We start from the raw sequence: 25,580 nt of genomic DNA on the forward strand, positions 1-25,580 counted from the left end.
GAGGGTTGCGTGACTGACAGGACGATGCGGCTGTCCCTTCTGGGGCTAAGGGGGGACAAGGGGCGCGATCCCGAGGTGACCGGGATCTCGGTCGATTCCCGGACTGTTCAGCCGGGGCATCTGTTCGCGGCGCTGCCCGGATCGGCCCTGCACGGGGCAGAGTTCATTCAATACGCGCTGCGCCAGGGCGCCGCCGCGGTGCTGACCGATCGCGCCGGGGCCGAAATTGCGGCGCCCGTCCTGTCCGGCACTGATGCCGCGCTGGTCGTGGCCGAGGATCCGCGCGCCGTCCTGGCCGCCGCCGCCGCCTTGTGGTTCGGTCAGCAGCCCGACACCGTCGTGGGCATCACCGGGACTTCGGGCAAGACCTCGGTCGCAACCTTCACCCGGCAGATCTGGCAGGAACTGGGCCACCGCGCCATCAGCCTGGGCACCATGGGCGTGCAGGGCGACTATCAGGCGAAGCTTGCCCATACCACGCCCGACCCCCTGACGCTGCACCGCGTCCTTGCCGAGGCAGCCGCCATTGGTGTCACCCATGCCGCGATGGAGGCGTCTTCCCACGGGTTGGACCAGCGGCGACTGGACGGGGTGCGGCTGAAGGCCGGGGCCTTCACCAATTTCAGCCAGGACCACCTGGATTACCACAAGGACTTCGACGAATATTTCGCGGCCAAGGCGCTGCTCTTCAACCATGTGCTGGACGAGGGCGCGGGCGCGGTCATCAACATCGACGACGCCCGTGGCCGCCAGATGGCCGAGATTGCCCGTGACCGCGGACTGGACCTGACCACAGTGGGCCGCGATGGCGCGGCCGATCTGCGTATCCTGGGCCAACGCTACGACGCCACCGGTCAGGATCTGCGATTCTCGTTCAAGGGCCAGGCGCATCTGGTCCGGCTGGCCCTGATCGGAGGCTTCCAGGCAGAAAACGTGCTGGCCGCCGCAGGGCTTGCCATCGCTGCGGGGGATGAGCCCAGCCGCGTGATCGAGACATTGCCCAGCCTGATCACCGTGCGCGGCCGGATGGAGTTGGCCGCAATGCGCGAAAATGGTGCTGCCGTCTTCGTCGATTACAGCCACAAGCCGGGGGCGCTCGCCTCGGCCCTGCAATCGCTGCGCCCGCATGTGATGGGCCGGATCATCGTGGTTTTCGGCGCGGGTGGCGATCGCGACCGGCTGAAGCGCCCGCTGATGGGTGAGGCGGCTCGCGACCATGCTGATCTGGTCTTTGTCACCGACGACAACCCCCGATCCGAGGATCCGGCCGCCATCCGGGCCGAGGTCATGGCCGGGGCGGGGCCTGACGCCATCGAGATTGGCGACCGGGCCGAGGCAATCCTGCGCGGCGTCGATGCCCTGCAGCCGGGTGACGCGCTGCTGATCGCAGGCAAGGGACACGAGACCGGCCAGATCATCGGCAGCGACATTTATCCCTTTGACGATGCCGAGCAGGCCTCGGTGGCCGTCGCGGCGCTGGATGGCAAGATATGACCCTTTGGACCTCGCAGGATGCCGCCGCCGCGACCGGTGGCCGCGTCACCCGTGATTTCGCGATCGGTGGCGTCTCGATCGATACCCGCACCATCCAGCCGGGCGACCTGTTCGTTGCCCTGCAGGCGGCGCGGGACGGGCATGATTTCGTCGCGCAGGCGCTGGCCAAAGGCGCCGCCGCGGCGCTGGTCAGCCGTGTTCCCGAAGATGTGGCGGAGGATGCAGCCCTGCTGGTCGTCCCCGATGTCCTGGCCGCGCTTGAGGCGCTGGGCCGTGCGGGCCGCGCGCGGATGTCGGGCAAGGTGATCGCGATCACAGGTTCGGTCGGCAAGACCTCGACGAAGGAAATGGCGCGCGTCGCGCTTGCCGGGCAGGGCAAAATCCATGCTGCCGAAGCCAGCTACAACAACCATTGGGGCGTGCCGCTGACGCTGGCGCGGATGCCGGCCGACACGGATTTCGCAATCATCGAGATCGGCATGAACCATCCGGGCGAGATCGAGCCGCTGGCGCGGCTGGCCCGCCCGCATGTCGCCATGATCACCACCGTCGCCGCGGCCCATCTTGAGGCCTTTGGTGCGATAGAGGGGATCGCGCGCGAGAAGGGCGCGATTTTTCGCGGCCTGATCCAGCCGGGCACCGCCGTCATCCCCGAGGATCTGGCGGTGACGCCCTTGCTGCGTGATTGCGCCGACGAATCGGGCGCGATCGTGGTCGGATTCGGCCAGCAGGGCGTGGCGCGGCCGCTGAAAGCCGAGACTGCCGACGGCGCGACCCGCGTGCGTGCGCGTATTCTGGGCGAGACGGTGGATTTCGATCTTGCCACGGCGGGAACGCATTTCGTGATGAACGCGGTTGGCGTTCTTGCCGCGCTGGCGGCGGCGGGCGCCGATGTCGCGGCGGCTGGAAAGGCGCTGTCTGCTTGGCAGCCTCCCTTGGGCCGCGGCGCGGTTGAGGAACTGGGCGGCATCCGCCTGATCGACGACGCCTATAATTCGAACCCGACCTCGCTTTCGGCGGGACTGGCAACGCTGGTCCGCCTGACCGGGGGCCGCCGTGTCGCGATCCTGGGCGACATGCTGGAGCTTGGCCCCGAAGAAATCGAAATGCACCGCACCATGGCCGAGGACGCGGCCATGGCTGAGATCGATCTTGTTCATACCGCCGGGCCCCTGATGAAGGCGCTGCATGACGCGCTTCCCCCCACGCGGCGCGGCCAGCATGCCGAAAACGCCGCCGACCTTGCCGCACGGGTCGGTGATCTGGTCGCCGCCGGCGATATCGTGCTCGTGAAGGGGTCGAAATCGTCGAAAGTGTCAGCAGTGGTTGACGCCCTGCGCCGGACACGGCAAAGCACGCCGCCTGGCGAAAGGAAAGAGTAATGCTCTATTGGCTCGCGACGCTCTCCGACGGCGGGGATTTTTTCAACCTTTTCAGGTATATCACGTTTCGGGCCGGTGGGGCCTTCTTCACGGCGCTGATCTTCGGCTTTATGTTCGGTCGCCCGCTGATCGACCTTTTGCGGCGCAAGCAGAAAAAGGGCCAGCCGATCCGCGATGACGGACCGCAGAATCACTTCTCGAAGGCAGGAACCCCGACGATGGGGGGGCTGCTGATCCTGGCCGCCCTGGTCGTGGGCACGCTGCTTTGGGCGCGCCTCGACAATGGCTATGTCTGGATTGTTCTGGCTGTGACGCTGGGCTTTGCGGCGATCGGCTTTGCCGACGATTATGCCAAGGTGACCAAGCAGCACCATGCGGGCCTGTCGGGCCGCGTGCGTTTGCTGATCGGGCTGTGCATCTCGGCAGGGGCGGCGGCGGCGGCGGCATACATGCATCCCGCCGCGCTCAGCGGTCAGCTTGCATTGCCGTTCATGAAGGACGCGCTGATCAATCTGGGCCTGCTCTACATTCCCTTTTCGGTCCTCGTGATTCTGGGCGCGGCCAATGCGGTGAACCTGACGGACGGGTTGGACGGGCTTGCCATCATGCCGGTCATGATCGCCGCGGCGACTTTCGCGGTCATCGCCTACATGGTCGGGAACGCCAATTTCGCCAATTACCTGGGCGTTCACTTCGTCCCCGGCACCGGCGAGCTTGCGGTCTTCGTCGCCGCGCTGATCGGGGGCGGGCTGGGCTTTCTGTGGTATAACGCGCCGCCTGCGGCCGTGTTCATGGGCGATACGGGCTCGCTCGCGCTTGGCGGGGCGCTGGGTGCCATTGCGGTTGTCACCAAGCACGAGATCGTGCTGGCCATCGTCGGCGGCCTTTTCGTGGTCGAGGCGCTGTCGGTCATCATCCAGGTCCTCTACTTCAAGCGCACCGGTCGCCGCGTCTTCCTGATGGCCCCGATCCACCACCATTTCGAGAAGAAGGGCTGGGGCGAGGCGCAGATCGTGATCCGCTTCTGGATCATCGCGTTGGTGCTGGCCCTGATCGGTCTCGCAACGCTCAAGCTGCGCTGATCCCGTCACCGTTTTCCAAATACCCTCGGGGGGTCCGGGGGGCGAAGCGCCCCCGGCCTCTCATCGCGAAGGAAAAAGCATGATCCCGGTTCAGGGTGTCGAAAACCAGACCATCGCAGTCCTCGGCCTTGGCCGGTCGGGGCGGGCCACCGCGGCCGCGCTTGCGGCGGGCGGGGCGAATGTCGTCGTCTGGGACGACGGTGTCGATACGCGTGAACAGGCGGCTGCCGAAGGCATGACCGTCCTTGACCTGACCCGCGACCAAAGCTGGGAAGGGGTCTCGGCCCTGATTACCAGCCCGGGCATCCCGCATCTTTATCCCCGTCCCCATCCTGTCATCGCCAAGGCCTATGAGCTTGGCGTGCCCGTCGACAACGATATCGGGCTGTTTTTCCGCAGCTTTGCGACGCGTGACTGGGACCAGTTCGACACCGCCCCGCGCGTGATCGCGATCACCGGGTCGAACGGCAAGTCGACGACCACCGCCCTGATCCATCACATCCTGAAAGAGGCGGGCCGTCCGACCCAGATCGGCGGCAATATCGGAACCGGCGTGCTGTCGCTGGAACCCGCCCATGATGGCGAGGTGATCGTGCTTGAGCTTTCCAGCTATCAGACCGATCTGGCCCGCGCGCTGACCCCCGACATCGCGGTCTTCACCAACCTTTCGCCCGATCACTTGGACCGTCACGGCGGCCCCGGCGGCTATTTCGCGGCCAAGCGCCGGCTGTTCGCCGAAGGCGGGCCGGATCGAGCCGTGATCGGCGTCGACGAGGCCGAGGGGCGCTATCTTGCGAACCAGCTGGGCATGGGACAGGCGGACGTTCGGGTGATCCGGGTTTCCTCGGGTCAGAAGCTGGAAGGCTTCGGCTGGTCGGTCTTTGCCCGCAAGGGGTTCCTGTCGGAATATCGCAAGGGTCGCCAGGTCGCCTCGATCGACCTGCGGGAAGTGACGGGCCTGCCGGGAGAGCACAACCACCAGAACGCCTGTGCCGCCTATGCGGCCGCCCGTTCGGTCGGGATCGCCCCGCGCGAGATCGAGCGCGCCTTCCACAGCTTCGCTGGCCTGCCGCATCGCAGTCAGACCGTGGCCGAGATCGGCGGCGTGCGCTGGGTCAATGACAGCAAGGCCACCAATGTCGACGCCGCGGCCAAGGCGCTGAATGCCTTTACCAACATCCGGTGGATTGCGGGGGGCATGGGCAAGGAAGGCGGGATCGAGGCGCTGGGGCCGCATCTGGGCCAGGTGGTCAAGGCCTACCTGATCGGCCACTCGGCCCGCGATTTCGCCTTGCAGATCGGCCAGACCCCCTATGAGATCGCCGAAACGATGGAGCAGGCGGTCGCCCGCGCCCGAGAAGAGGCGCAGCCGGGTGACACCGTCCTGCTGGCACCCGCCGCGGCCAGCTTTGACCAGTATCCGAATTTCGAGAAGCGGGGCGAGCATTTCACCCAGCTGGTCAATGCGCTGAAGGACTGACGCGACAGCTTCACGTGCAAAGGAAAAGGCCCCGCATCGCGGGGCCTTTGTCGTTCGGTTGCGCTGGCTCAGAAGTTGTAGCCGATGCGCATCCCGATGCCCCAAAGGTCGTTGCCCGACATCTTGGCGCGTTTCTCGTCCGGGGTTCCGGTTTCGGCATAGGCATCGCCCAGCTTCATGTAGCTGATGCCGGTGGTGATCTTGATCTGGTCCATCGTGTAGATCGCGGCCACCGTCACGCCCTTGCGCCCGTTGGTCGGCGCCAGCGGGGACACCAGGTCGTCGGTTTCCGGCTCATATGTGATCGAGGCGGTGCCCGACCAGTTCTCGGTGAACTTGCGGCCGATGCCGATGGTATAGGTCGTCGTGTCCTCAAGCTCGACCAGGCCGTCCTCAACGCCGAAGCCGCCGGGCGGGGCCGAGACCAGGACCTGCGGATCGACCTTGAATTCGGACCATTTCACCCAACGGATCGAGCCGTAAAGCAGCGTGTCCGCGGCCACGCCGGTCTGACCTTCAAGCACCCAGGAACGCGGCGTCTTGACCGTGGTGCTGCTGTCCACATCGATCGGGGGCAGCGCACCGGCGATGCCGGGATGCGTCTCGGTCGTGTCGAAATCATGTTCGATCGGAGAGTTGTAGGTCAGCGAGATGCGCGCCGCGATATCCGGGACTTCATAGGATGCACCCGCGACCCAGCCCACGCCCCAGGCGCCGTCCAGATCGACGTTGTAGCCGGACAGAGGACCATAGGCGAGGCCCTGCAATGTCACGTTGCCGTCCGCATGAGAGCCGCGCAGACCACCATGGACCGAGAAGTTGTTCTCGAACTTGTAGCGAAGCAGTGCGGTATAAGTCGTCGAGTTCACCTCGACCGCGGTTCCGCCCAGCATCAGCGAACCCGAGGGATCATACAGGATGTCCGCGCCGAAGGGCTGCTCCATGATGAAGGCGCCCGACAGGTTGTCGGTGAACTGCTGCTTGTAGGCCAGGCCCATGAAGCCATAGCCCTGCGCGACGTCGCCCGTCTTGCTGCCGCCATAGATGTCGAGATCGCGGCCCGAGACATCCGGGGTCACACCGCCGAAGCTGAGTTCCAGATATTTGCCCTGTTCGAACAGCACCGCGATCGATTGCGGCGCGCGCTCGATGCCTCCGGCCAGGACTGGTGCGGCGCTGGTCAGCAACAGGGCCAGCCCGGTCATCGTCTTTTTCATGTTTTCCTCCCATTCGTGGCCCAAAGGCCTGAGCCGAGCTTTTGGCCGCGGTGACGCCCCCGTCAATCGTATGGCCTGACTGACGCGACGTCGAAAGGGGCGTTCAATCATTAGGCGTGTCGGTGCGACCACTCTACAACAGCCGCGATCCTCGCGCGGTTCGCGACGGCCCACGATTCCACCGTGTTTGCGCTGGACATTCCTGCGTCTCCGTGAAATGGGAAACTGCCAAACGAACCCCTGACAAGGATGCTCCCATGCAGATTCGTGAGGCTTTGACCTTCGACGATGTTCTTCTCGTACCTGCGGCATCCTCGGTGATGCCCTCGACGGCGGATGTGACCACTTGGGTCACAAAGCAGATCCGGATGAACATTCCCCTGCTCTCCAGCGCCATGGACACCGTCACCGAGAGCCGCATGGCGATCGCGATGGCCCAGGCGGGCGGGATCGGTGTGATCCACCGCAATTTGACTGCCGAACAGCAGGCGGACGAAGTTCGCCGCGTGAAGCGGTTCGAATCCGGCATCGTCTATGATCCGGTCACGCTGCGCCCCGACCAGACCATCGCCGACGCCAAGGCGCTGCAAGAGCGCTATAACGTCACCGGCTTTCCGGTGGTGGATGACGAGGGCCGCGTCGTCGGCATCATCACCAACCGCGACATGCGTTTTGCCAGCGACGACCGCACCCCGGTTCGTGCGGTGATGACGGCGCAGGATCTTGCCATCCTGCACGAGCCCGCTGACCGGGCACAGGCGATCAACCTGATGAAGGAACGCCGGATCGAGAAGCTGCTGATCACCAATGGTCAGGGCAAACTGACCGGTCTGCTGACCCTGAAGGATACCGAGAAATCGGTCCTGAACCCGCTGGCCTGCAAGGACGAATTGGGCCGCCTGCGCGTCGCCGCCGCCTCGACCGTGGGCGACGAGGGTTATGAGCGCAGCCTTGCGCTGGTCGAAGCCGGGGTCGACATGGTGGTGATCGACACCGCGCATGGCCATTCCGAGGGCGTGGCCCGTGCCGTGAGCCGGATCAAGGCGCATTCGAACGAAGTCCAGGTCGTCGCCGGCAACGTCGCCACCGCAGAGGCCGCGCGCGCGCTGGTCGATGCCGGTGCCGATGCGATCAAGGTGGGGATCGGCCCCGGCTCGATCTGCACGACCCGCATCGTCGCGGGTGTCGGCGTGCCGCAGCTGACCGCGATCATGGACGCGGTCCGGGGCGCGGGCGACATCCCGGTCATCGCGGATGGCGGCATCAAGTTCTCGGGCGACTTCGCCAAGGCCATCGCCGCCGGTGCAAGCTGCGCGATGGTCGGTTCGGCCATTGCGGGTACCGACGAAAGCCCCGGCGAGGTGATCCTGTACCAAGGCCGGTCCTTCAAGTCCTATCGCGGCATGGGCAGCCTGGGTGCCATGGCGCGCGGTTCGGCCGACCGCTATTTCCAGAAGGATGCCGCCTCGGACAAGCTGGTCCCCGAGGGGATCGAGGGTCAGGTGCCCTACAAGGGCACGGCCTCGGCGGTGATCCACCAGCTGGTCGGCGGTTTGCGCGCGGCAATGGGCTATACGGGCAACGCCACCGTGGCCGAGATGCGGGGCGGTTGCGAGTTCGTCCGCATCACCGGCGCGGGCCTGAAGGAAAGCCACGTCCACGACGTGCAGATCACGCGCGAAAGCCCGAACTACCGCATGGGCTGAAACGGGCAGGGCGGCCCTGCGCCGCCCGCCTTTCGACCGCGGCAACGGAATCTTAAACCCGGTCCGGTATCCAGAGGCGATATCGCCGCTGCCGGGATTCCATGTCTGCCTTGCGTCGCCCCGCCGTTCTGCTGATCCTTGGCCTTCTTTGGGCCAGCCGCGCACTTGGCCAGCCCGGTGCCGAGATTTGCGAATGGGCGGCGGCGCAGGCGGCCCGCGAAACCGGCGTGCCCGCCGACATCCTGGGCGCGCTGACCCTGACCGAAACGGGCCGGCGTCTTGATGGCGTGGTCCGACCCTGGGCCTGGAGCGCCAATGCCGAAGGTGAAGGGACGTGGTTCGACGATCCCGGCAGCGCGATCGCCTTTGCCGAGGATCGGATCAGGTCGGGGCGCAGCAATCTTGATATCGGGTGCTTCCAACTGAACTATCGCTGGCATGGCGCGCAATTCGCCTCGGTCGCGCAGATGTTCGACCCGCTTGAGAATGCGCGCTATGCCGCCCGCTTCGTCAGCGACCTCTACCGAGAGACGGGCGACTGGCGGCGGGCCGCGGGTGCGTTCCATTCGCGCACCGCGGTTTATGCCGACCGCTATCTTGCGCGGTTCGACACGTTGCGCGCGACGCTGAAGGAACGCGGGTTCCAGGGCATGACCGGCACGCCCGAAACCTATAACAGCTTCGCCTCGGTCGCGGCGGACAGCCGCCAGCGCGTCCGCCAGCGGCTGATGTTGCTGGGCGCGCCGCCCGGAACCGCGGTGACGGGGACCCCCGGGTCTTTGGCCGCGATCGGTGCCGGGCGGGGCAGTGCGATCACTGCGGCGCGCGGGCCGCTGGTTCCGCTGCACGGGGGCGGACCGCTGTTCGATGATCCGACCCTGCCACCCCCGCCGGATAACGAGGGGTCATAACTTGACATCGCCCGGCAGAGTGACTTTCTGGGCAAAACCTTTCCAGCCCGCGAATTGCCATGACTCCCGCCGCCCGCGCACAGGCCGCCATCACCGTTCTCGATCAGGTCCTGTCGGGCGAAGCGGCCGAGGCTGCGCTGATTCGCTGGGCAAGGAACAGCCGTTTCGCCGGGTCCGGTGACCGCGCGGCGGTGCGTGACATAGTTTTCGATGCGCTGCGGCGGATGCGTTCGCGTGCGGCACTGGGCGGCGCGCTGAGCGGGCGGGGCCTGATCCTTGGCATGTGCCGCGACGAAGGCACAGATCCCGCCCAAGTCTTTACCGGCGCGCCTTATGCACCCGCCATGCTTGAACCGGCGGAAGTTCAAAGCCAGCGCGCGCCCAGCCCGGCCGAGGCGATGGACCTGCCGGACTGGATGCAGCCGTTTTGGCGGGACGCCCTGGGGGAAACGGCTGCGGATGTCGCCGCCGCGCTGCGGGACCGTGCCCCGGTCTGGCTGCGGGCGAACACGCTTCGCGCGAGCCCTGACGAGGCGCTGGCCGCGCTGGAGCGGGATGGAATCGTTGCCCGCCCGTCTGCGAAGCTGGCAAGCGCGCTGGAGGTGATCGAGGGCGCGCGCCGCGTCGCGGCCTCGGGCGCCTATGCCGATGGGCTGGTCGAGCTTCAGGATCTGTCGCCGCAACTGGCCTGCGCGGCGCTGCCGCGGGTCGGATCGGCGCTGGATTATTGCGCGGGCGGCGGCGGCAAGGCGCTGGCGTTGGCGGCCGCCGGTGTCACCCGCATCGTCGCCCATGATGTCGAGGCTTCGCGCATGGCGGACCTGCCCGCCCGTGCCAAGCGCGCCGGGGTGCGCCTGCGCCTTGCCGCACCCGGTCGCGTCGAGGGGAAGTTCGATCTGGTCCTGACCGACGTGCCCTGTTCCGGCAGCGGGACGTGGCGGCGGACACCAGACGCGAAATGGCGGTTGGACCGTGCCGGGCTGGACCGGCTGGTCGCGCTGCAGGCCCGGATCATGGACGAAGCTGCCGCGTTCGTCGCGCCGGGCGGGCATCTGGCATATATGACCTGCTCGGTCTTCGAACAGGAAAACGCAGAACAGATCGCGGCCTTCCGCGCCCGCAGCGATTTCGAACCTGTCAGCGAGCTTCGGCTGACGCCGCTGAACGCCTCGGACGGGTTCTATCTTGCGCTGATGCGCCGGCGTTAACCCGCGATTAACCGACTGCGGATACTGACTTCCCATGCAAGGGGAGGACGCATGGCATTCGCAGGTCTGACGCGGCAATGGATGGCGGCGCTTCTGGGGATGGCGATGGCCATCTGTGCGGGCTTCGCGATCTGCTCCATGAATGCGCGCGACAGGGCCGCACATGAATCCGCAGGGCTGGCCCTGCTTGGGGCGGTGCTGGGGATCGGCCTTCTGGGCCTGTTCCTGCCGATGGGACGCATGGCCTCGACATGGCAGCGGCGGCGCGCATTGGCGCGGCTGCGGCAAAGGCTGCGGACGGATCCCGGTGTGACGCTGGTGATCGACCGGGAGGGGACCATTGCCGCCCAGACCCAGCGCGCGCGCGAGCAGATGGGCGAACTTGTCGGCAGTCAGGCGGGCGATCTTCTGGGCAGGTCCAATGCCGATCCCGCCGCCGCGCTGCGGGATATTGCCCAACTGCTTCTGCGCAACCGCGAATGTCGCGTGGATCTGGCGGAAGCGGGCGTTTTTCTGGTCCGCCGCGATCCCGAGGGGGGGCAGATCTGGACTGCCGCCGACCCCTCGCATCTTCCGTTGCCGGTCGACCCGGCCACGCAAGTCGACGAATTCGAAACGCTGCCTGTCCCCCTGCTGCGGCTTGATGCCGCGGCGCGGATCCTGCGCCTCAACGATGCCGCACGGCAGCTTCTGGGCGACGCGCAGCCGGGCCAGCCGCTTTCCGTGCTTCTGGACGGGCCGGGGCGCGAGATAGGCGGTTGGGTGTCGGACATCTGTTTCGGACGGACCGTGGGCGGGGCCGAGGTATTGCATCTGAAGGGCGACGGCGGCGACCGCTTCCTTCAGGTCAGCCTGACGCGCGGAGACGGCGATTACGCCACCGCCGTCCTGTCGGATGCAAGCGCGCTGAAGACGCTCGAGGCGCAATTCGTCCAGAGTCAGAAGATGCAGGCGATTGGCCAGCTCGCGGGCGGAATCGCGCATGACTTCAACAACCTGCTGACGGCGATCACCGGTCATTGCGACCTGCTGATGCTGCGCCACGACAAGGCCGACCCGGATTTCGCCGACCTCGACCAGATCAGCCAGAACGCTAATCGTGCGGCCGCGCTGGTGCGGCAGTTGCTGGCCTTTTCGCGCAAGCAGGTGTTGAAACCGCAGATCATCGACCTGCGCGACACGCTGTCGGACCTGACGCATCTGCTGAACCGGCTGGTCGGGGAAAGGGTGGTGCTGACTTTCGACCACGATCCCTCGCTGCGGATGATCCGGGCTGACCGTCGCCAGCTGGAACAGGTGATCATGAACCTTGTGGTCAATGCCCGCGACGCCATGCCCGCCGGTGGTGACATTGCGATCAGGACCGACAACATGCAGCTGGATCAGGCGACCGAGGTCGGTCGCGCGCGGCTGCCTGCCGGAGATTACGTCCGGGTCGAGGTTCATGACCAGGGTTGCGGCATCCCGCCCGAGGAGCTGACCAAGATCTTCGAACCCTTTTATACCACCAAGCGCACGGGCGAGGGGACGGGGCTGGGGCTGTCCACCGCCTATGGCATCGTCAAGCAGACTGGCGGCTATATCTTCTGCGACAGCACGCCCGGAGTCGGCAGCGTCTTTTCACTGTTCTTTCCCGCGCATGACCGGTCGCTGGCGACCGAGGAACCCGAAGAGGCACCCGCCCAGCCCTTGGTTACGCGTGCCGAGGCCGAGGCCACGGTTCTGCTGGTCGAGGATGAGGCCCCGGTCCGCGCCTTTGCCAGCCGGGCGCTGAAACTGCAGGGCTATGCCGTGCTGGAGGCCGCCAGCGCCGAAGACGCCCTGACCCTGCTTTCGGATCAGCGGCTGGTGGTCGATGTCTTCGTGACCGATGTCGTCATGCCGGGCATGGACGGTCCGGCCTGGGTCCGGTCCGCGCTGCGCGACCGTCCCCAGACCCGCGTAATCTTCATCTCGGGTTATGCCGAGGACGTGTTTGCCGAAGGGCACGCGCCGGTGCCGAATTCGGCCTTCCTCGCCAAGCCCTTCTCGCTTTCGGACCTGACGGCTCTGGTCGGCCGCCAGTTGGCACGCGAGCTGGAGGCCTAGGCCGCGACCATGCAAAGCGAATCGTAAAGCGCCACGTCGCGATGCAGGAAGCGGCGCAGCATCGCCCCGTGCTCATCACTCAGCGAGACGTCGACCGCTGGCGGGACGTTGACGCGCGGCAGGCTGATGGCACAGTCAAGCCGATCCTCAAGGAAATGGGTCAGGTCCTGCATCTCCTCATAGCGGAAAATGCGGTCGACCCGATCCTCGCTCCGGGTCAGGAAGTCGCATTGCATCCCGATCTGGCGATAGGTTTCCGCCGATCCGGCATAGGACTGCGCGAATTGCGAGAAGGTGACACCATCCATGGCGTGGTCGGGATCATCGATATCGTCGCGGTGGCGAAAGCGGTACCAGCTGCGCAGCCATCCGATCGGTTCGCGCATCAGCGCGACGGTGGTGAACCTGTCCCCGGTCATCTGGTGCAGCCAGGGTTCGATATGGCGGCGATAGCTGCCCAGATCGGTGTGCTTCAATTCCGCGGGCCGCTGGACGGCGACATTGGCCAGGGATTCCAGCGCTGCCTCGACCGCGGTCGAGCCTGCCTTGGGGGTCGCCAGAAAGACGAGCCGTTTCTCCCAAAAAATCAGCATCTTGTTCCATTTCGTGCGATTGGTGGGCGGTCAGGAAATAGCGGCAGGGGGGATCGCTGTAAATCTTTTCTTAATTTCTGCCCCTCAGGATCGACCGTGAGGCGGTGGAAGAATGTGGCGAATCGGCAAGCTGTTCTTGCTTTCTTTCGCGAATTCCCCCACAAAGAGAACAACCCGTGAACATGTGACGGGCGGGCACTGATTGCCCCGACGGGCGGGGTATGAAATAAGCAAGGGGACCGCATGGCAGGGGCAACACTTTTCGACATGAACGACAAGCGATCGGCAGATAAGCAGAAGGCTCTGGACAGCGCGCTGGCCCAGATCGAACGGCAGTTCGGCAAGGGTTCGATCATGAAGCTGGGGGGCGACAATCCCGTGGCCGAGATCGAGGCGACATCGACCGGTTCGCTTGGCCTTGATATCGCGCTGGGCATCGGCGGCCTGCCGAAGGGCCGGATCATCGAGATCTTTGGCCCGGAAAGTTCGGGCAAGACCACCCTGACCCTGCATGTGGTGGCCGAAGAACAGAAAAAAGGCGGCGTCTGCGCCTTTGTCGACGCGGAACACGCACTTGATCCGCAATATGCCCGCAAGCTTGGCGTCAACCTGGACGAGTTGCTGATCAGCCAGCCCGATACCGGCGAACAGGCACTGGAAATCGTCGACACGCTGGTGCGTTCGGGCGCGGTGAGCCTGGTCGTGGTGGACTCGGTCGCGGCGCTGACGCCGAAGTCCGAGATCGAAGGCGACATGGGCGACATGCAGATGGGCAGCCAGGCCCGCCTGATGAGCCAGGCAATGCGCAAGCTGACCGCCAGCATCGGCCGCAGCAACTGCATGGTCATCTTCATCAACCAAATCCGCATGAAGATCGGCGTGATGTTCGGCAACCCCGAAACCACGACCGGCGGCAATGCGCTGAAATTCTATGCTTCGGTCCGCCTCGATATCCGCCGTACCGGCTCGATCAAGGACCGGGACGAGGTCGTGGGCAACGCGACCCGCGTCAAGGTCGTCAAGAACAAGGTGGCGCCGCCCTTCCGCCAGGTCGAATTCGACATCATGTATGGCGAAGGCATCTCGAAGGTCGGCGAGCTGATCGATCTGGGCGTCAAGGCCGGCGTCGTCGAGAAGTCGGGGTCCTGGTATTCCTATGGCGACGAACGCATCGGCCAGGGTCGTGAGAATGCCAAGCAGTTCCTGCGTGACAATACGGAAATCGCCTTCGCGATCGAAGACAAGATCCGCGCCAGCCACGGTCTTGATTTCGGTGCCGGCGACGAAGGCGACGACTCGCTGACCGAGGACTGATTGCCGAAGATCGCCATCCGCGCGTCCCGCTGATCCGGGGCGCGTTTTTCTTTGCTGCGTCCCGGTCCCTTGTACCAGCGTTCCGGCTTTACGCCCGCGCCCCCCTCGGTTATTTGCGGACTCTGCCCATCCGGAAAGATTGCGCCATGCCCAGCTTGAACGACATTCGCTCGACGTTTCTGAACTTCTTCGAACGCAACGGCCACCGTGTCGTCCAATCCAGCCCGCTGGTTCCACGCAACGACCCCACGCTGATGTTCACGAATTCGGGGATGGTGCAGTTCAAGAACCTGTTCACCGGGGTTGAGACGCGGGACTACAAGCGCGCGACCACCGCGCAGAAATGCGTTCGCGCCGGGGGCAAGCACAACGACCTGGACAATGTGGGCTATACCGCGCGGCACCACACCTTCTTCGAGATGCTGGGGAACTTCAGCTTCGGCGACTATTTCAAGACGCAGGCGATCCCCTATGCCTGGGAATTGCTGACGAAGGATTTCGGCATTCCCAAGGACAAGCTTCTGGTCACCGTCTATCACACCGATGACGAGGCCGCAGATATCTGGAAGAAGGTCGCGGGCCTGTCGGACGACCGCATCATCCGCATCCCGACCAGCGACAACTTCTGGCAGATGGGTCCGACCGGTCCCTGCGGCCCCTGCACCGAGATCTTCTTCGACCACGGCGACAAGATCTGGGGCGGCCCGCCCGGCTCGGCGGACGAGGATGGCGACCGCTTCATCGAGATCTGGAACCTCGTGTTCATGCAGAACGAGCAGTTCGAGGACGGCTCGATGCGCGCGCTTGACATGCAGTCGATCGACACCGGCATGGGGCTGGAGCGGATCGGCGCGCTTTTGCAGGGCAAGCACGACAACTACGACACCGACCTGATGCGCAGCCTGATCGAAGCGTCGGCGCATGCGACCTCGAACGACCCGGATGGGCCGGGCAAGGTGCATCACCGCGTCATTGCCGATCACCTGCGTTCGACCAGCTTCCTGATCGCCGACGGTGTCATGCCCTCGAACGAGGGGCGGGGCTATGTCCTGCGGCGGATCATGCGCCGGGCCATGCGCCACGCCCATATCCTGGGTGCCAAGGACCCGGTCATGCATAAGCTGGTCCCGGCGCTGGTGCGCGAAATGGGCGCGGCCTATCCTGAACTTGGCCGCGCGCAGGCCCTGATCGAAGAAACCTTGAAGCTGGAGGAGACCCGCTTCAAGCAGACGCTGGACCGCGGTCTGCGCCTGCTGGATGACGAACTCGGGAAGCTGCCCGAAGGGGTGAACCTGCCCGGCGAGGCGGCGTTCAAACTTTACGACACCTATGGCTTCCCGCTGGACCTGACGCAGGATGCCCTGCGCGAAAAGGGCCGCGCGGTCGATACCGCTGGGTTCGACAGCGCCATGGCCGAGCAGAAGGCCAAGGCGCGTGCCGCATGGGCAGGCTCGGGTGAAACCAAGGATGCCGCGATCTGGTTCGACCTGGCCGAACAGCACGGCGCGACCGAATTCCTAGGCTATGACACCGAGGAGAGCGAAGGCCAGATCCTGGCGCTGGTGCAGGACGGCGCGGCAGTCGAGACCGCGGGCGAGGGTCAGCAGATCCAGATCGTCGTGAACCAGACGCCCTTCTACGGCGAATCCGGCGGCCAGGTTGGCGATACCGGCCTGATCAAGACCGAGACCGGTGCCGCACGCGTCACCGACACGAAGAAGGCCAATGGTCTTTTCGTCCATGTGGCCGAGGTCACGCTGGGCACGATCAGCCGCGGGCAGGGTGCACAGCTTGCTGTCGAGCACGACCGCCGCGGCGCGATCCGGGCGAACCACTCGGCCACGCACCTGCTGCACGAAGCCCTGCGCCGCGCGCTGGGGGAACATGTCGCGCAGCGCGGCAGCCTGAACGCCCCCGACCGTCTGCGCTTCGACTTCAGCCACACCAAGGCCTTGACGGCCGAGGAAATCTCCCAGGTCGAACGCGAGGTGAATGACTTCATCCGCCAGAACACCCCGGTCGAAACCCGGATCATGACCCCGGACGACGCCCGCGGCCTTGGTGCGCAGGCCCTGTTCGGCGAGAAATATGGCGATGAGGTCCGCGTCGTGTCGATGGGCGAGCTGCAAGGCTCGGGCAAAGGCATCGGCGGCAAGACCTATTCGCTGGAACTGTGCGGCGGCACCCATGTCGCGCGCACGGGCGACATCGGGATGTTTGCGCTGACCTCGGAAACCGCGTCCGCCGCCGGCATCCGCCGGATCGAGGCGCTGACCGGTCAGGCCGCGCTGGATGCGCTGCGCCGCGTCGATGGCGAGCTTGCCGAGGTCGCGGGTATCGTCAAGGCGCAGGCCGGCGATGTCGTGAACAAGGTTCGCGCGCTCGCCGACGAGCGCAAGGCACTGGCCAATGAGGTCGCGCAGCTGAAGCGCCAGTTGGCGATGGGCGGTGGTTCGGACGAGGCGCCGAAGGAAATCAACGGAATCAAGCTGATTGCCCGTCGTGTCGATGGCGTCTCGGGGAAGGAGCTTGGCCCGCTGGTCGACGAGATGAAGGCGCGTCTTGGCTCGGGCGCCGTGGTCGTTCTGGCCGAGGCCGACGGCAAGGCTACGGTCGCGGCGGGCGTGACGCCGGACCTGACCGGCCGCGTCACCGCGGTCGAGCTGGTCCAGGCTGCGACCGCAGCACTAGGCGGCAAGGGCGGCGGTGGCCGTCCCGACCGCGCCCAAGGCGGTGCACCCAGCCTTGACGCTGCCGACAGCGCCATTTCCGCCGTCGAAACCCTGATCGGAGAGAAAGCATGACCGCGCTCTGGATTGCCCATGTGAACGTCACCAACCCGGAATCCTACGGCGAATATGCAAAGCTTGCGGGTCCGGCCATCGCGGCGCATGGCGGCGTGTTCCTCGCGCGCGGCACGCGTTATGTCCAGCTTGAGGGGAATGAACGCGCCCGCAACGTCGTGGCGCGCTTCCCCAGCGTCGAGGATGCGGTCGCCTGCTACAACTCGGACGAGTACCAGGCGGCGCTGGAACATGCCAAAAATGCCGCAGAGCGCGATCTTGTGATCGTCGAAGAAAACCCGGCCTGAGACTTCTTGATGATTCTTCAGGGCTTTCGTGCCAAGATTTCTGGAAAAGGCGCGAAAGGGGACAGGCATGTGTCGTTGGGCAGCCTATATCGGCAGTCCGATCTTCCTTGAGGACGTGATCTGCCGGCCCGGCCATTCGCTGGTCCGGCAAAGCCATGGCGCCACGCAGTGCCACACGCCGGTCAATGCGGACGGCTTTGGCATGGCTTGGTACGGCGAACGGGAAGAGCCGGGACTTTACCGCGACATCATGCCCGCCTGGTCCGACAGCAACCTGAAAAGCCTGACCGCGACGCTGAAATCGCACCTGTTCCTGGCTCATGTCCGGGCCTCGACGGGGACGGCGACCAGCCGGAACAATTGCCATCCCTTCGTGGTCGGTAAATGGGCCTTTATGCATAACGGCCAGTTCGGCGGGTATGAACGCTTCCGCCGCCATGCCGAGGTGATGATCCCCGACGAGTATTATTCCCATCGCAAGGGCGCGACCGACAGCGAGGCGCTGTTTCTTGTCGCGCTTGGCGAGGGGCTCGCCGAGGATCCCGCCGGTGCCATGGCCCGCGCCACCGCCCGGTTCGAGGCGCTGGCGGTGCAGCGGGGCGATGCGCCTCATGTTCGGTTGACCGCCGCATTTTCGGATGGCCAGCGGCTATATGCGCTGCGCTATGCCAGCGACGATCAGGCGCCGACGCTGTATCACCGCTGGTCTGACAAGCGTGGAGGTCGTGCGGTGGTCTCGGAACCATTGGAAAGCGACGAAAACGACTGGCTGGAGGTTCCCGCGCAAAGTTTCTGCGTCTTTGATGGCCCGGATCTGGTGGTGACCCCCTTCGTGCCGAACGCACTGCGCGAAGCCGCCTGAAGCGGCCTCGCGACATTCACCGTTTCTCAAATACCCATGCGAGGCATCCAGCCGCGACCCGGGTTCTGATCGGAGCTCAGGCCGGCTCCGACAGCACCAGGCCGCCTTCGCGGATCAGGAACTCGACGATTTCGGCAATGCCCTTGCCGTGGCGAAGTTGCGCCATGACAAAGGGACGTTCCCCGCGTGCGTGGCGCGCGTCGCTTTGCAGAAGTTCGACATCGACGCCGACATGCGGGGCCAGGTCGGTCTTGTTCACCACCAGCAGATCCGAGCGCGTCAGCCCCGGACCACGCTTGCGCGGGATGTCCTGGCCGGCGGCTGTATCGATGACATAGATCGTCAGGTCGGCCAGTTCGGGGCTGAAGGTCGCGGCCAGATTGTCGCCGCCCGATTCGATCAGGATCAGGTCCAGATCGGGAAAGGCGGCGCGCAGATCGGCCACGGCGGCCAGGTTGATGCTGGCATCCTCGCGGATGGCGGTATGCGGGCAGCCGCCGGTCTCGACACCGCGGATGCGCTCGACCGGCAGGACCTGGGCGCGCATCAATGCCTCGGCATCCTCGCGCGTATAGATGTCGTTGGTGATGACGGCCATGGACAGGCGGGGGGCCAGCGCGCGCGCAAGTTGCTCGGTCAGGGTGGTCTTGCCAGCGCCGACCGGTCCGCCGATGCCGACACGCAGGGGTCCGTTGTGGCTCATGTGCGAAAGATCCTTACATCCAGGGTTTCGTGCCGCATCGCGGCCAGATCGGCGCCGAAGCAGCAGGTTTCAAGTGCGTCGCGCCCGGCCAGGGCGGCACGCTCGGCAGTCCGGGCGATGACCGGATGCAGGCGTGCCAGCGCCTTCTGCCCCTGCGCCTGGCCCAGAGGCACGAACCGCGTCGCGGCCGAGACGAGGTTTCCGGCAAAGGCATGCAGGTAATGGGCGATGATTTCGGGCGCGGGCAGGTCCAGATCCCGTGCGGCCAGACCGACGGCGACCGGCAGGGGGCGGGGGGTGACATCGTGCCCGGTCAGGGCGGCGACGGTCTCGGCAAAGGCGCGGCCCTGATCCACGGTTTCCGCAAGACGCTCGGCCGAGCCGGCCTGCGCGCGCGCCAGTTGGGCCAGATCGTCGGGATCTTCGCCCGACAGCGCCAGGGACAGCAGGACGGCATCGATCCAGCCACCGCCATGCGCGACAACCTCGGCGATCCAGTCCGAGATCGCGTCGGGGTCGCGCAGCCCCTGCGCCATGGCCTGCTCAAGCCCGTGCGAATAGGCGAAGGCCCCGGTCGGAAAGGCCGGGGACAGCCATTGGATCAGCGAAAGGCGGGCAAGATGGGTCATCAATGGGCGTGGAAGCCGGGGCCGTGGTCATGGCCCATGGTGCGTCCGTGGCCATAGGCCCCGCCTTCGGGCGCAAACGGCGCCATGGTCGGCGTGACCAGCGCGCCCAGACCCTTCAGCATCCCTTCAAGGACGTGATCGGCGCGGATCAGCAGGTGGTCGGTCGCGATCTGGCAGGGGGTGTGGCGGTTGCCGATATGCCAGGCCAGCCGCGGCAGCGTGCCTTCGACGCGCAGGCATGGCTCCATCGCGGCCAGGATGCCGATCAGGCGCCCATCCTCAAGCTGGAAGGCGTCGCCGGGATCAAGGCTGACAGTCTCGGCAAGATCGACCAGAAACGAGACACCCGCGCCCGAAAGCAAACGCTTGCGGCGCAGGAAGCGTCCTTCATAGTCCAGGATGACGCTGTCGTCGGCGGGGGTCGCGCGCAGGATGGTGGTCGCGCGAAGCTGGAACAGGGGCGCGCTCATCGACGCGCCCCGAAATTCAGGCTTACAGCCAGATCACGTCGCGAAAGACGTAATGCACGATCCGGTCGCGGGTGATGCCCAACCGGGCAAGATCGGCATCCGACTTCGCCTCGAGCGCGTCGATCTCGGCGCGGCGCGAGCGTTTCTCGGCATAGGAGATCATGCCCTGTCCGATGCGTGCGAAAATCCCGTCTACGCGGGCGCGCAGCGTGGGCGCGAAGGTGGTCGATTGCATAGCCATGGGAAACCCTTTCGGTGCTGGCGAACGGTTTCCTCCCCTGACTGGGAATATAGGTCATAGGTCTTGTCTCATCTATGGCGTTTTCTGCAATGCTGCATTGCAGTAGCACTCAGAACAGGAAGTAGCGTTGCGCCAGCGGCAGTTCGCTGGCGGGCTGGCAGGTCAGCAATTCGCCGTCGGCCCGCACCTCATAGGTTTCGGGATCGACTTCGATCAGCGGGGTTGCCGCGTTCAGCTTCATGTCGGCCTTGCCGATATTGCGGGTGCCGCGGACGGCGACGGCGTTCTTCAGAAGGCTTGCGCCGACGCCCGCGTCCATGCCCGCCTGGCTGAGGAACGTGGCGGCCGAGGCATGGACCGCACGGCCCATCGTCCCCCACATGGGGCGCATGTAGAAGGGCTGGACCGGGATCGAGCCGTTCGGATCGCCCATCTGCGCCCAGGCGATCATGCCGCCGACAAGCACCATCTCGGGTTTGGCGCCGAACATCTTGGGATCCCAGATCACGAGGTCGGCGCGCTTGCCGGCCTCGACACTGCCGGTCTCATTCCCGATGCCATGGGCGATGGCCGGGTTGATGGTGTATTTCGCGACATAGCGGCGGGCGCGGATATTGTCGTTCTGGCCGGTCTCCTCGGCCAGACGGCCGCGCTGGACCTTCATCTTGTGCGCGGTCTGCCAGGTGCGGGTGACGACCTCTCCCACCCGACCCATGGCCTGGCTGTCGGACGAGATGACCGAAAAGGCGCCCAGATCGTGCAGGATATCCTCGGCCGCGATGGTTTCGCGGCGGATGCGGGATTCCGCGAAAGCCACGTCCTCGGGGACGCGCTTGTCGAGATGGTGGCAGACCATCAGCATGTCGAGATGCTCTTCCAGCGTGTTCGCCGTGAAGGGCCGCGTCGGGTTGGTCGAGCTGGGAATGACGTTCGGCGCCCCGACCAGCTTGATGATGTCGGGGGCATGGCCGCCGCCCGCGCCTTCGGTGTGGAAGGCGTGGATGGTGCGACCCCTGATCGCGGCAAGCGTGTTCTCGACAAAGCCGGATTCGTTCAACGTGTCGGTGTGGATCGTCACCTGCACGTCCATCGCGTCCGCAACCGTCAGGCAGCAGTCGATGGCGGCGGGGGTCGTGCCCCAATCTTCGTGCAGCTTCAGGGTCGAGGCGCCGGCACGAACCATCTCTTCAAGCGCCTCGGGACGCGAGGCATTGCCCTTGGCCGAGACGAGGATGTTCACCGGGACGCTGTCCAGCGCCATCAGCATCCGCTCGATATGCCAGGGCCCCGAGGTGCAGGTGGTTGCCAGCGTGCCATGCGCGGGGCCGCTGCCGCCGCCCAGCATGGTCGTCATCCCCGAGGCGATGGCGTCATCGACCTGCTGGGGGCAGATGAAGTGGATATGGGCATCCATGCCGCCCGCGGTGACGATGCGGCCTTCGCCCGCGATGATCTCGGTCCCAGGCCCGATGACCAGCGTGATGCCGGGCTGGGTGTCGGGGTTCCCGGCCTTGCCGATCCCGGCGATGCGACCGTCGCGCAGGCCGATATCGGCCTTGTAGATGCCCGAGTGGTCCAGGATCAGCGCGTTGGTGATGACAGTGTCCATCGCGCCCCGCGCACGGCTGAGCTGGCTTTGGCCCATGCCGTCGCGGATGACCTTGCCGCCGCCGAACTTCACCTCTTCGCCATAGGTGGTCAGGTCGCGCTCGACCTCGATGATGATCTCGGTATCGCCAAGACGGACCCGGTCGCCGGTGGTCGGGCCATACATCTGGGCATAATCGGCGCGGGAAATGGTCAGGGCCATTCAGTTCTCCTTGAAACGCTCGTCCACCGGCACTGCAAGCGCGGTGGCCAGCGCGTTGGTCTGGCTGGCCATGGCGATCACGGCCAGAAGTTCTGCGTGTTGTTCGGGGGTCATTCCCTTGGCGCGCGCGGCGGCGGTGTGGGAATGGACGCAATAGGCGCAGCCATTCGCGGTCGAGACGGCGATATAGACCAGCTCCTTGACCAGCGGGTCCAGCGCGCCCGGCGCCATGACGGTGGCGGCGCGTTCCCATGTCGCGCGCAAAAGCGCGGGATCATGGGCAAGCGCACGCCAGAAATTGTTGACGTAATCCGTGCCGCGGGCAGCGCGGATCTCGTCGAAGACAGCCCGGCTTTCGCCGGGTGCCTTCTCATCGGTCAGCAACGGAACCGTGGCCATCAGACGATCGCCAGAATGCGGGCTGGACCGCCGGTGCCGCGGGCGTGCTTCGGCGCGCCGACGAAGATCGTCGCGCCCTTGGCCGGAAGCTGGTCGACATTCGCGAGGTTCTCGATCCCGTAGCGCCCACCGGGCAGCCATGAATTGTGGACCGCGAAATCGGCCGAGTTGCCGGGGTCCAGCGACAGGCTGTCGCTGGCGATCGCCGCCGCCCCCATTTCGGCCAGAAGATCGGTGGCCGACTTGCCGAAGCCGGGGAAGGCGAACTTGCCATCGGGGGTGTTGCGGAACTCGGGCGAGCCGACCTTGGCACCCCATCCCGAGTTCATCGCCACGCAGGCCCCCTTGGGGATCTCGCCATTGGCCGAGACCCAGGCCTCGACATCGGCGGCCTCAAGTGCGGCATTGGCGTCGTCCTTGGCCTTGGCGGTGATGTCGATCACGCAAAGCGGGCAGACGAGGCTTTCGGCCGGAAGTTCGGCGACCGAGGTGCCGTCCTTGGAGAAATGCAGCGGCGCGTCGATATGAGTGCCGGAATGCTCGAAGATCGTCAGCTGCCACAACTGATAGCCGGACTTGTCGAAATTCACGGCCTCCTCATAGGCGATGCCGGGTTTTCCGTCGAAGGTCGGGAACTTTTCATCGAAGACATAGGTCAGGTCCACGACCTTGCCGGTTGACTGCGCAAGGGCGGGCCGCGCGCTCATCGCGCTGGCGGCAATCGCCGCAGCGCCACTTGCGGCCGCCCCCATGAACAGCTTGCGCCGGTTCAGCATGGTTTCCTTGACGCCTTCGATCACGCAGGTATTGCACATTCCAAGTCCCTCCCCAAAAAAGGTCAGTCCAGCGGACCCATGACCTTGCCGTTGAAACCCCAGATTTCCCGTGCGCCCGAGATCGGGATCAGCCGCACTTCGCGCTTCTGTCCCGGTTCGAAGCGGACGGCAGTGCCCGCCGCGATGTCAAGACGCATGCCGCGCGCCGCATCGCGATCAAAGTCGAGACCAGGATTGGTCTCGGCAAAGTGGTAATGGCTGCCGACCTGAATCGGGCGGTCGCCCGCATTGGCGACCATCAGGCGGATGGCCTCGGTGCCTTCGTTCAGGATGATGTCGCCTTCGGCAGGAAAGATTTCGCCGGGGATCACGGCATCACCACCAGCAGCGCCCCGGCGGCCGCGGTCGCCGCGCCGAGGAAGCGGGTCGCGCCAAGCCGGCCAAGGCCGATACCGGCGAGATGCAGAGCCGAAGTTGCCAGCACGAAGCCCGCGGCATAGGCGGCAAGCCCCGTTGCCGGGCCTTCAGCGCCATGTGCGTGGCCATGCATCAGACCGAACAGCGCAACCGCGGGCAGCGCGAAGCCCAGCGAGGGACGCAGCGCCAGCGCGACGGCAAGGCCCAGCAGAACGGACGATGCCAGGATCATCGGCTCGACCGCGGGCAGGTGAATGCCCGCCGCGCCGATCGCGCCCCCGGCCAGCATCGCGGCGACGAAGGTTACGGGCAGCGCCCAGATCCCGCGGCGGTCGGTCGCCGTCGCGGCCCAAAGGCCGACTGCGATCATCGCAAGGACGTGGTCAAGGCCGCCGACCGGGTGCATCCACCCATTGGTAAAGGACGAGGCCGCGCCCAGATGGCCCGGATGGGCCAGTGCGGCGGTCGGCATCAGCAGAAGCAGGGGAAGAAAGCGTTTCATCATGCTCACTCAACGGATGGGGTGGTGGACGGTGACCAGCTTGGTGCCGTCCGGGAACGTGGCCTCGACCTGCACCGAGTGGATCATCTCGGGGATGCCTTCCATGCAGTGGTCACGGGTGATGACATGGGCACCGGCCTCCATCAGGTCGGCGACCGTGCGGCCGTCGCGTGCGCCCTCGACGACGAAATCGGTGACAAGGGCAATGGCTTCGGGATGGTTCAGCTTGACGCCGCGCGCCAGCCGGTTGCGCGCCACCATGGCGGCCACCGAGACCAGCAGCTTGTCCTTTTCGCGGGGAGAAAGGTTCATGGTCTTGTCGGACTCCTCAAGTCGAATTCAGATTTGCCACACGCGGGGCAGGGGGCCGGGTCGGATCGCCTGGATCAGCCGCATCATGGCTTGGCGCAGGGGCCAGCCGTCATCGGCCATCACGCGCGCGACAAGCTTGCCGTCAAAGGCGCTGGCCGCGCCGTCGGAACCCAGCGCCGCGCGGGCGCGGTCCAGCCGGTCGGCGGCATCGGGGGCAACCAGCACCAGCGTGGCAAAGGCGCGGCAACCGGCCAGCGTCGCGATGCTTTCCCCGCGCGCCAGCGTCGCATCGCCAAGCCGCAGATTCTCGACAAAGACCGGTCGGCCGTCGCGGGTGATCCGCCTGCGGTCGGTCAGGTCAAGGGTGCGAACCGTCTCGCCCATCGCGGCGCGACCCAAGATCAGGGTTTCCACCCAAAGCGCGGTCGCATCGCCCGCCAGCGCGATTTCCTGTTCCCGCAGCAAGGCAGAGCGGTCGAACAGGATGGTTTCCTGAGGCAACAGGTCCAGATGCGCGCCCGCAGCGACTTCGAACCGCGCCGTGACCCGCGCCCGCCCGGTGGTCGAGCGATAGGCGCGCTCGGCCGTCTGGGTGGTGACGGTCAGATGGGTGCCTGCCTCTTGCGTCACGGTGATGTCCATGCGGTCCCCGCCGGTCAGCCCGCCTGAAGTGTTCAGCAGAACGATCTCGCAGCCGGGTGCAGGGGGCAGCATGGCCTTGGCGCTGCCGGCCTGATGCAGTCGGGTCAGGCGGGTCGTCCCGCGGGAAAAGGCGAATCCGGCACGAAGCGTGCCGCAAGCGCGGTTCAGTTCGGTTGAAATGTTCTGGTGCAACATCACGGCCTCTTGCCCGGACCATGAGCAAATTTCGCGCGATTTCGCAATGGATGGTG

General features: G+C 65.7%; 25 protein-coding genes. 12 read left to right on the forward strand and 13 right to left on the reverse strand.

Going from position 1 to position 25,580, the window contains the following annotated elements; genetic code table 11:
- Window positions 1-24: 24 nt before the first annotated feature.
- The 4 genes from ACO2Q4_RS02510 (at window position 25) to murD (ending at window position 5,438) form a co-directional block, all read left to right on the forward strand.
- Window positions 25-1,494, forward strand: coding sequence for a UDP-N-acetylmuramoyl-L-alanyl-D-glutamate--2,6-diaminopimelate ligase (locus ACO2Q4_RS02510; protein WP_395134989.1), 1,470 nt, complete (start codon window positions 25-27; stop codon window positions 1,492-1,494).
- Complete coding sequence (locus ACO2Q4_RS02515; RefSeq protein ID WP_423317083.1) at window positions 1,491-2,876, forward strand: UDP-N-acetylmuramoyl-tripeptide--D-alanyl-D-alanine ligase; 1,386 nt, start codon at window positions 1,491-1,493, stop codon at window positions 2,874-2,876. The genes ACO2Q4_RS02510 and ACO2Q4_RS02515 overlap by 4 nt, the downstream gene beginning before the upstream one ends.
- Window positions 2,876-3,958, forward strand: a complete 1,083-nt coding sequence (mraY, locus tag ACO2Q4_RS02520) for a phospho-N-acetylmuramoyl-pentapeptide-transferase (protein ID WP_311760560.1) — start codon at window positions 2,876-2,878, stop codon at window positions 3,956-3,958. Before ACO2Q4_RS02515 ends, mraY begins: the two co-directional genes overlap by 1 nt.
- Window positions 3,959-4,037: 79 nt before the next feature.
- Window positions 4,038-5,438 (forward strand): UDP-N-acetylmuramoyl-L-alanine--D-glutamate ligase, encoded by a 1,401-nt coding sequence (murD, locus tag ACO2Q4_RS02525; RefSeq protein ID WP_423317085.1) that lies wholly within the window; start codon window positions 4,038-4,040, stop codon window positions 5,436-5,438.
- Between the two features lie 68 nt (window positions 5,439-5,506).
- Here the strand turns inward: murD and ACO2Q4_RS02530 are convergent, their stop codons facing one another.
- Window positions 5,507-6,655 (reverse strand): OmpP1/FadL family transporter, encoded by a 1,149-nt coding sequence (locus tag ACO2Q4_RS02530; protein ID WP_311760558.1) that lies wholly within the window; start codon window positions 6,653-6,655, stop codon window positions 5,507-5,509.
- 257 nt (window positions 6,656-6,912) lie between these two features.
- Between ACO2Q4_RS02530 and guaB the strand changes: the two genes are divergently transcribed.
- The 4 genes from guaB (at window position 6,913) to ACO2Q4_RS02550 (ending at window position 12,568) form a co-directional block, all read left to right on the forward strand.
- Window positions 6,913-8,361: an IMP dehydrogenase gene (gene guaB, locus ACO2Q4_RS02535; protein ID WP_311760557.1), complete on the forward strand. Its 1,449-nt coding sequence runs from the start codon at window positions 6,913-6,915 to the stop codon at window positions 8,359-8,361.
- A 101-nt stretch (window positions 8,362-8,462) separates the two neighbouring features.
- A complete protein-coding gene (locus ACO2Q4_RS02540; protein ID WP_423317088.1) occupies window positions 8,463-9,272 on the forward strand; it encodes a hypothetical protein in 810 nt (269 codons plus the stop codon).
- Between the two features lie 59 nt (window positions 9,273-9,331).
- A complete protein-coding gene (locus tag ACO2Q4_RS02545) occupies window positions 9,332-10,480 on the forward strand; it encodes an RsmB/NOP family class I SAM-dependent RNA methyltransferase (RefSeq protein ID WP_423317090.1) in 1,149 nt (382 codons plus the stop codon).
- A gap of 51 nt (window positions 10,481-10,531) precedes the next feature.
- Window positions 10,532-12,568: an ATP-binding protein gene (locus ACO2Q4_RS02550; protein ID WP_423317092.1), complete on the forward strand. Its 2,037-nt coding sequence runs from the start codon at window positions 10,532-10,534 to the stop codon at window positions 12,566-12,568.
- Here the strand turns inward: ACO2Q4_RS02550 and ACO2Q4_RS02555 are convergent.
- Window positions 12,565-13,161: a hypothetical protein gene (locus ACO2Q4_RS02555; protein ID WP_423317094.1), complete on the reverse strand. Its 597-nt coding sequence runs from the start codon at window positions 13,159-13,161 to the stop codon at window positions 12,565-12,567. The two genes, ACO2Q4_RS02550 and ACO2Q4_RS02555, sit on opposite strands and share 4 nt — an antisense overlap.
- A gap of 243 nt (window positions 13,162-13,404) precedes the next feature.
- On the opposite strand from ACO2Q4_RS02555, the gene recA reads away from it, so the two are divergent.
- From recA to ACO2Q4_RS02575, 4 genes are all read left to right on the forward strand, one after another.
- Window positions 13,405-14,475, forward strand: coding sequence for a recombinase RecA (gene recA / locus ACO2Q4_RS02560; protein ID WP_311760552.1), 1,071 nt, complete (start codon window positions 13,405-13,407; stop codon window positions 14,473-14,475).
- 146 nt (window positions 14,476-14,621) lie between these two features.
- On the forward strand, window positions 14,622-17,279 hold the full coding sequence (alaS, locus tag ACO2Q4_RS02565) for an alanine--tRNA ligase (RefSeq protein WP_311760551.1): 2,658 nt from the start codon (window positions 14,622-14,624) through the stop codon (window positions 17,277-17,279).
- A complete protein-coding gene (locus ACO2Q4_RS02570) occupies window positions 17,276-17,566 on the forward strand; it encodes a DUF1330 domain-containing protein (RefSeq protein WP_311760550.1) in 291 nt (96 codons plus the stop codon). The genes alaS and ACO2Q4_RS02570 overlap by 4 nt, the downstream gene beginning before the upstream one ends.
- Window positions 17,567-17,633: 67 nt before the next feature.
- Window positions 17,634-18,428 (forward strand): class II glutamine amidotransferase, encoded by a 795-nt coding sequence (locus ACO2Q4_RS02575; RefSeq protein WP_311760549.1) that lies wholly within the window; start codon window positions 17,634-17,636, stop codon window positions 18,426-18,428.
- Window positions 18,429-18,504: 76 nt separating this feature from the next.
- On the opposite strand, the gene ureG is transcribed toward ACO2Q4_RS02575, so the two are convergent.
- The 11 genes from ureG to ACO2Q4_RS02630 form a co-directional block, all read right to left on the reverse strand.
- On the reverse strand, window positions 18,505-19,131 hold the full coding sequence (ureG, locus tag ACO2Q4_RS02580) for an urease accessory protein UreG (protein WP_311760548.1): 627 nt from the start codon (window positions 19,129-19,131) through the stop codon (window positions 18,505-18,507).
- Window positions 19,128-19,760 carry an urease accessory protein UreF gene (locus ACO2Q4_RS02585; RefSeq protein WP_311760547.1) on the reverse strand — a complete coding sequence of 211 codons (633 nt, stop codon included), beginning with the start codon at window positions 19,758-19,760 and terminating at the stop codon, window positions 19,128-19,130. The genes ureG and ACO2Q4_RS02585 overlap by 4 nt, the downstream gene beginning before the upstream one ends.
- Window positions 19,760-20,230, reverse strand: a complete 471-nt coding sequence (locus tag ACO2Q4_RS02590; protein ID WP_311760546.1) for an urease accessory protein UreE — start codon at window positions 20,228-20,230, stop codon at window positions 19,760-19,762. The genes ACO2Q4_RS02585 and ACO2Q4_RS02590 overlap by 1 nt, the downstream gene beginning before the upstream one ends.
- 22 nt (window positions 20,231-20,252) lie before the next feature.
- Window positions 20,253-20,471, reverse strand: coding sequence for a hypothetical protein (locus ACO2Q4_RS02595; protein WP_423317098.1), 219 nt, complete (start codon window positions 20,469-20,471; stop codon window positions 20,253-20,255).
- Window positions 20,472-20,580: 109 nt separating this feature from the next.
- Complete coding sequence (ureC, locus tag ACO2Q4_RS02600; protein WP_423317100.1) at window positions 20,581-22,281, reverse strand: urease subunit alpha; 1,701 nt, start codon at window positions 22,279-22,281, stop codon at window positions 20,581-20,583.
- Window positions 22,282-22,680 (reverse strand): carboxymuconolactone decarboxylase family protein, encoded by a 399-nt coding sequence (locus ACO2Q4_RS02605; protein WP_423317101.1) that lies wholly within the window; start codon window positions 22,678-22,680, stop codon window positions 22,282-22,284.
- On the reverse strand, window positions 22,680-23,495 hold the full coding sequence (locus ACO2Q4_RS02610) for a cyclase family protein (RefSeq protein ID WP_311760542.1): 816 nt from the start codon (window positions 23,493-23,495) through the stop codon (window positions 22,680-22,682). Before ACO2Q4_RS02610 ends, ACO2Q4_RS02605 begins: the two co-directional genes overlap by 1 nt.
- A 23-nt stretch (window positions 23,496-23,518) precedes the next feature.
- Window positions 23,519-23,827, reverse strand: a complete 309-nt coding sequence (locus ACO2Q4_RS02615) for an urease subunit beta (protein ID WP_311760541.1) — start codon at window positions 23,825-23,827, stop codon at window positions 23,519-23,521.
- Complete coding sequence (locus ACO2Q4_RS02620; RefSeq protein WP_423317104.1) at window positions 23,824-24,375, reverse strand: HupE/UreJ family protein; 552 nt, start codon at window positions 24,373-24,375, stop codon at window positions 23,824-23,826. Before ACO2Q4_RS02620 ends, ACO2Q4_RS02615 begins: the two co-directional genes overlap by 4 nt.
- 9 nt (window positions 24,376-24,384) lie before the next feature.
- Window positions 24,385-24,687: an urease subunit gamma gene (locus ACO2Q4_RS02625; RefSeq protein WP_311760539.1), complete on the reverse strand. Its 303-nt coding sequence runs from the start codon at window positions 24,685-24,687 to the stop codon at window positions 24,385-24,387.
- A 27-nt stretch (window positions 24,688-24,714) separates the two neighbouring features.
- Complete coding sequence (locus ACO2Q4_RS02630) at window positions 24,715-25,524, reverse strand: urease accessory protein UreD (RefSeq protein ID WP_423317106.1); 810 nt, start codon at window positions 25,522-25,524, stop codon at window positions 24,715-24,717.
- Window positions 25,525-25,580: the final 56 nt, after the last annotated feature.

This window comes from Paracoccus sp. KR1-242 (assembly GCF_049446195.1).
Taxonomy (GTDB): domain Bacteria; phylum Pseudomonadota; class Alphaproteobacteria; order Rhodobacterales; family Rhodobacteraceae; genus Paracoccus; species Paracoccus broussonetiae.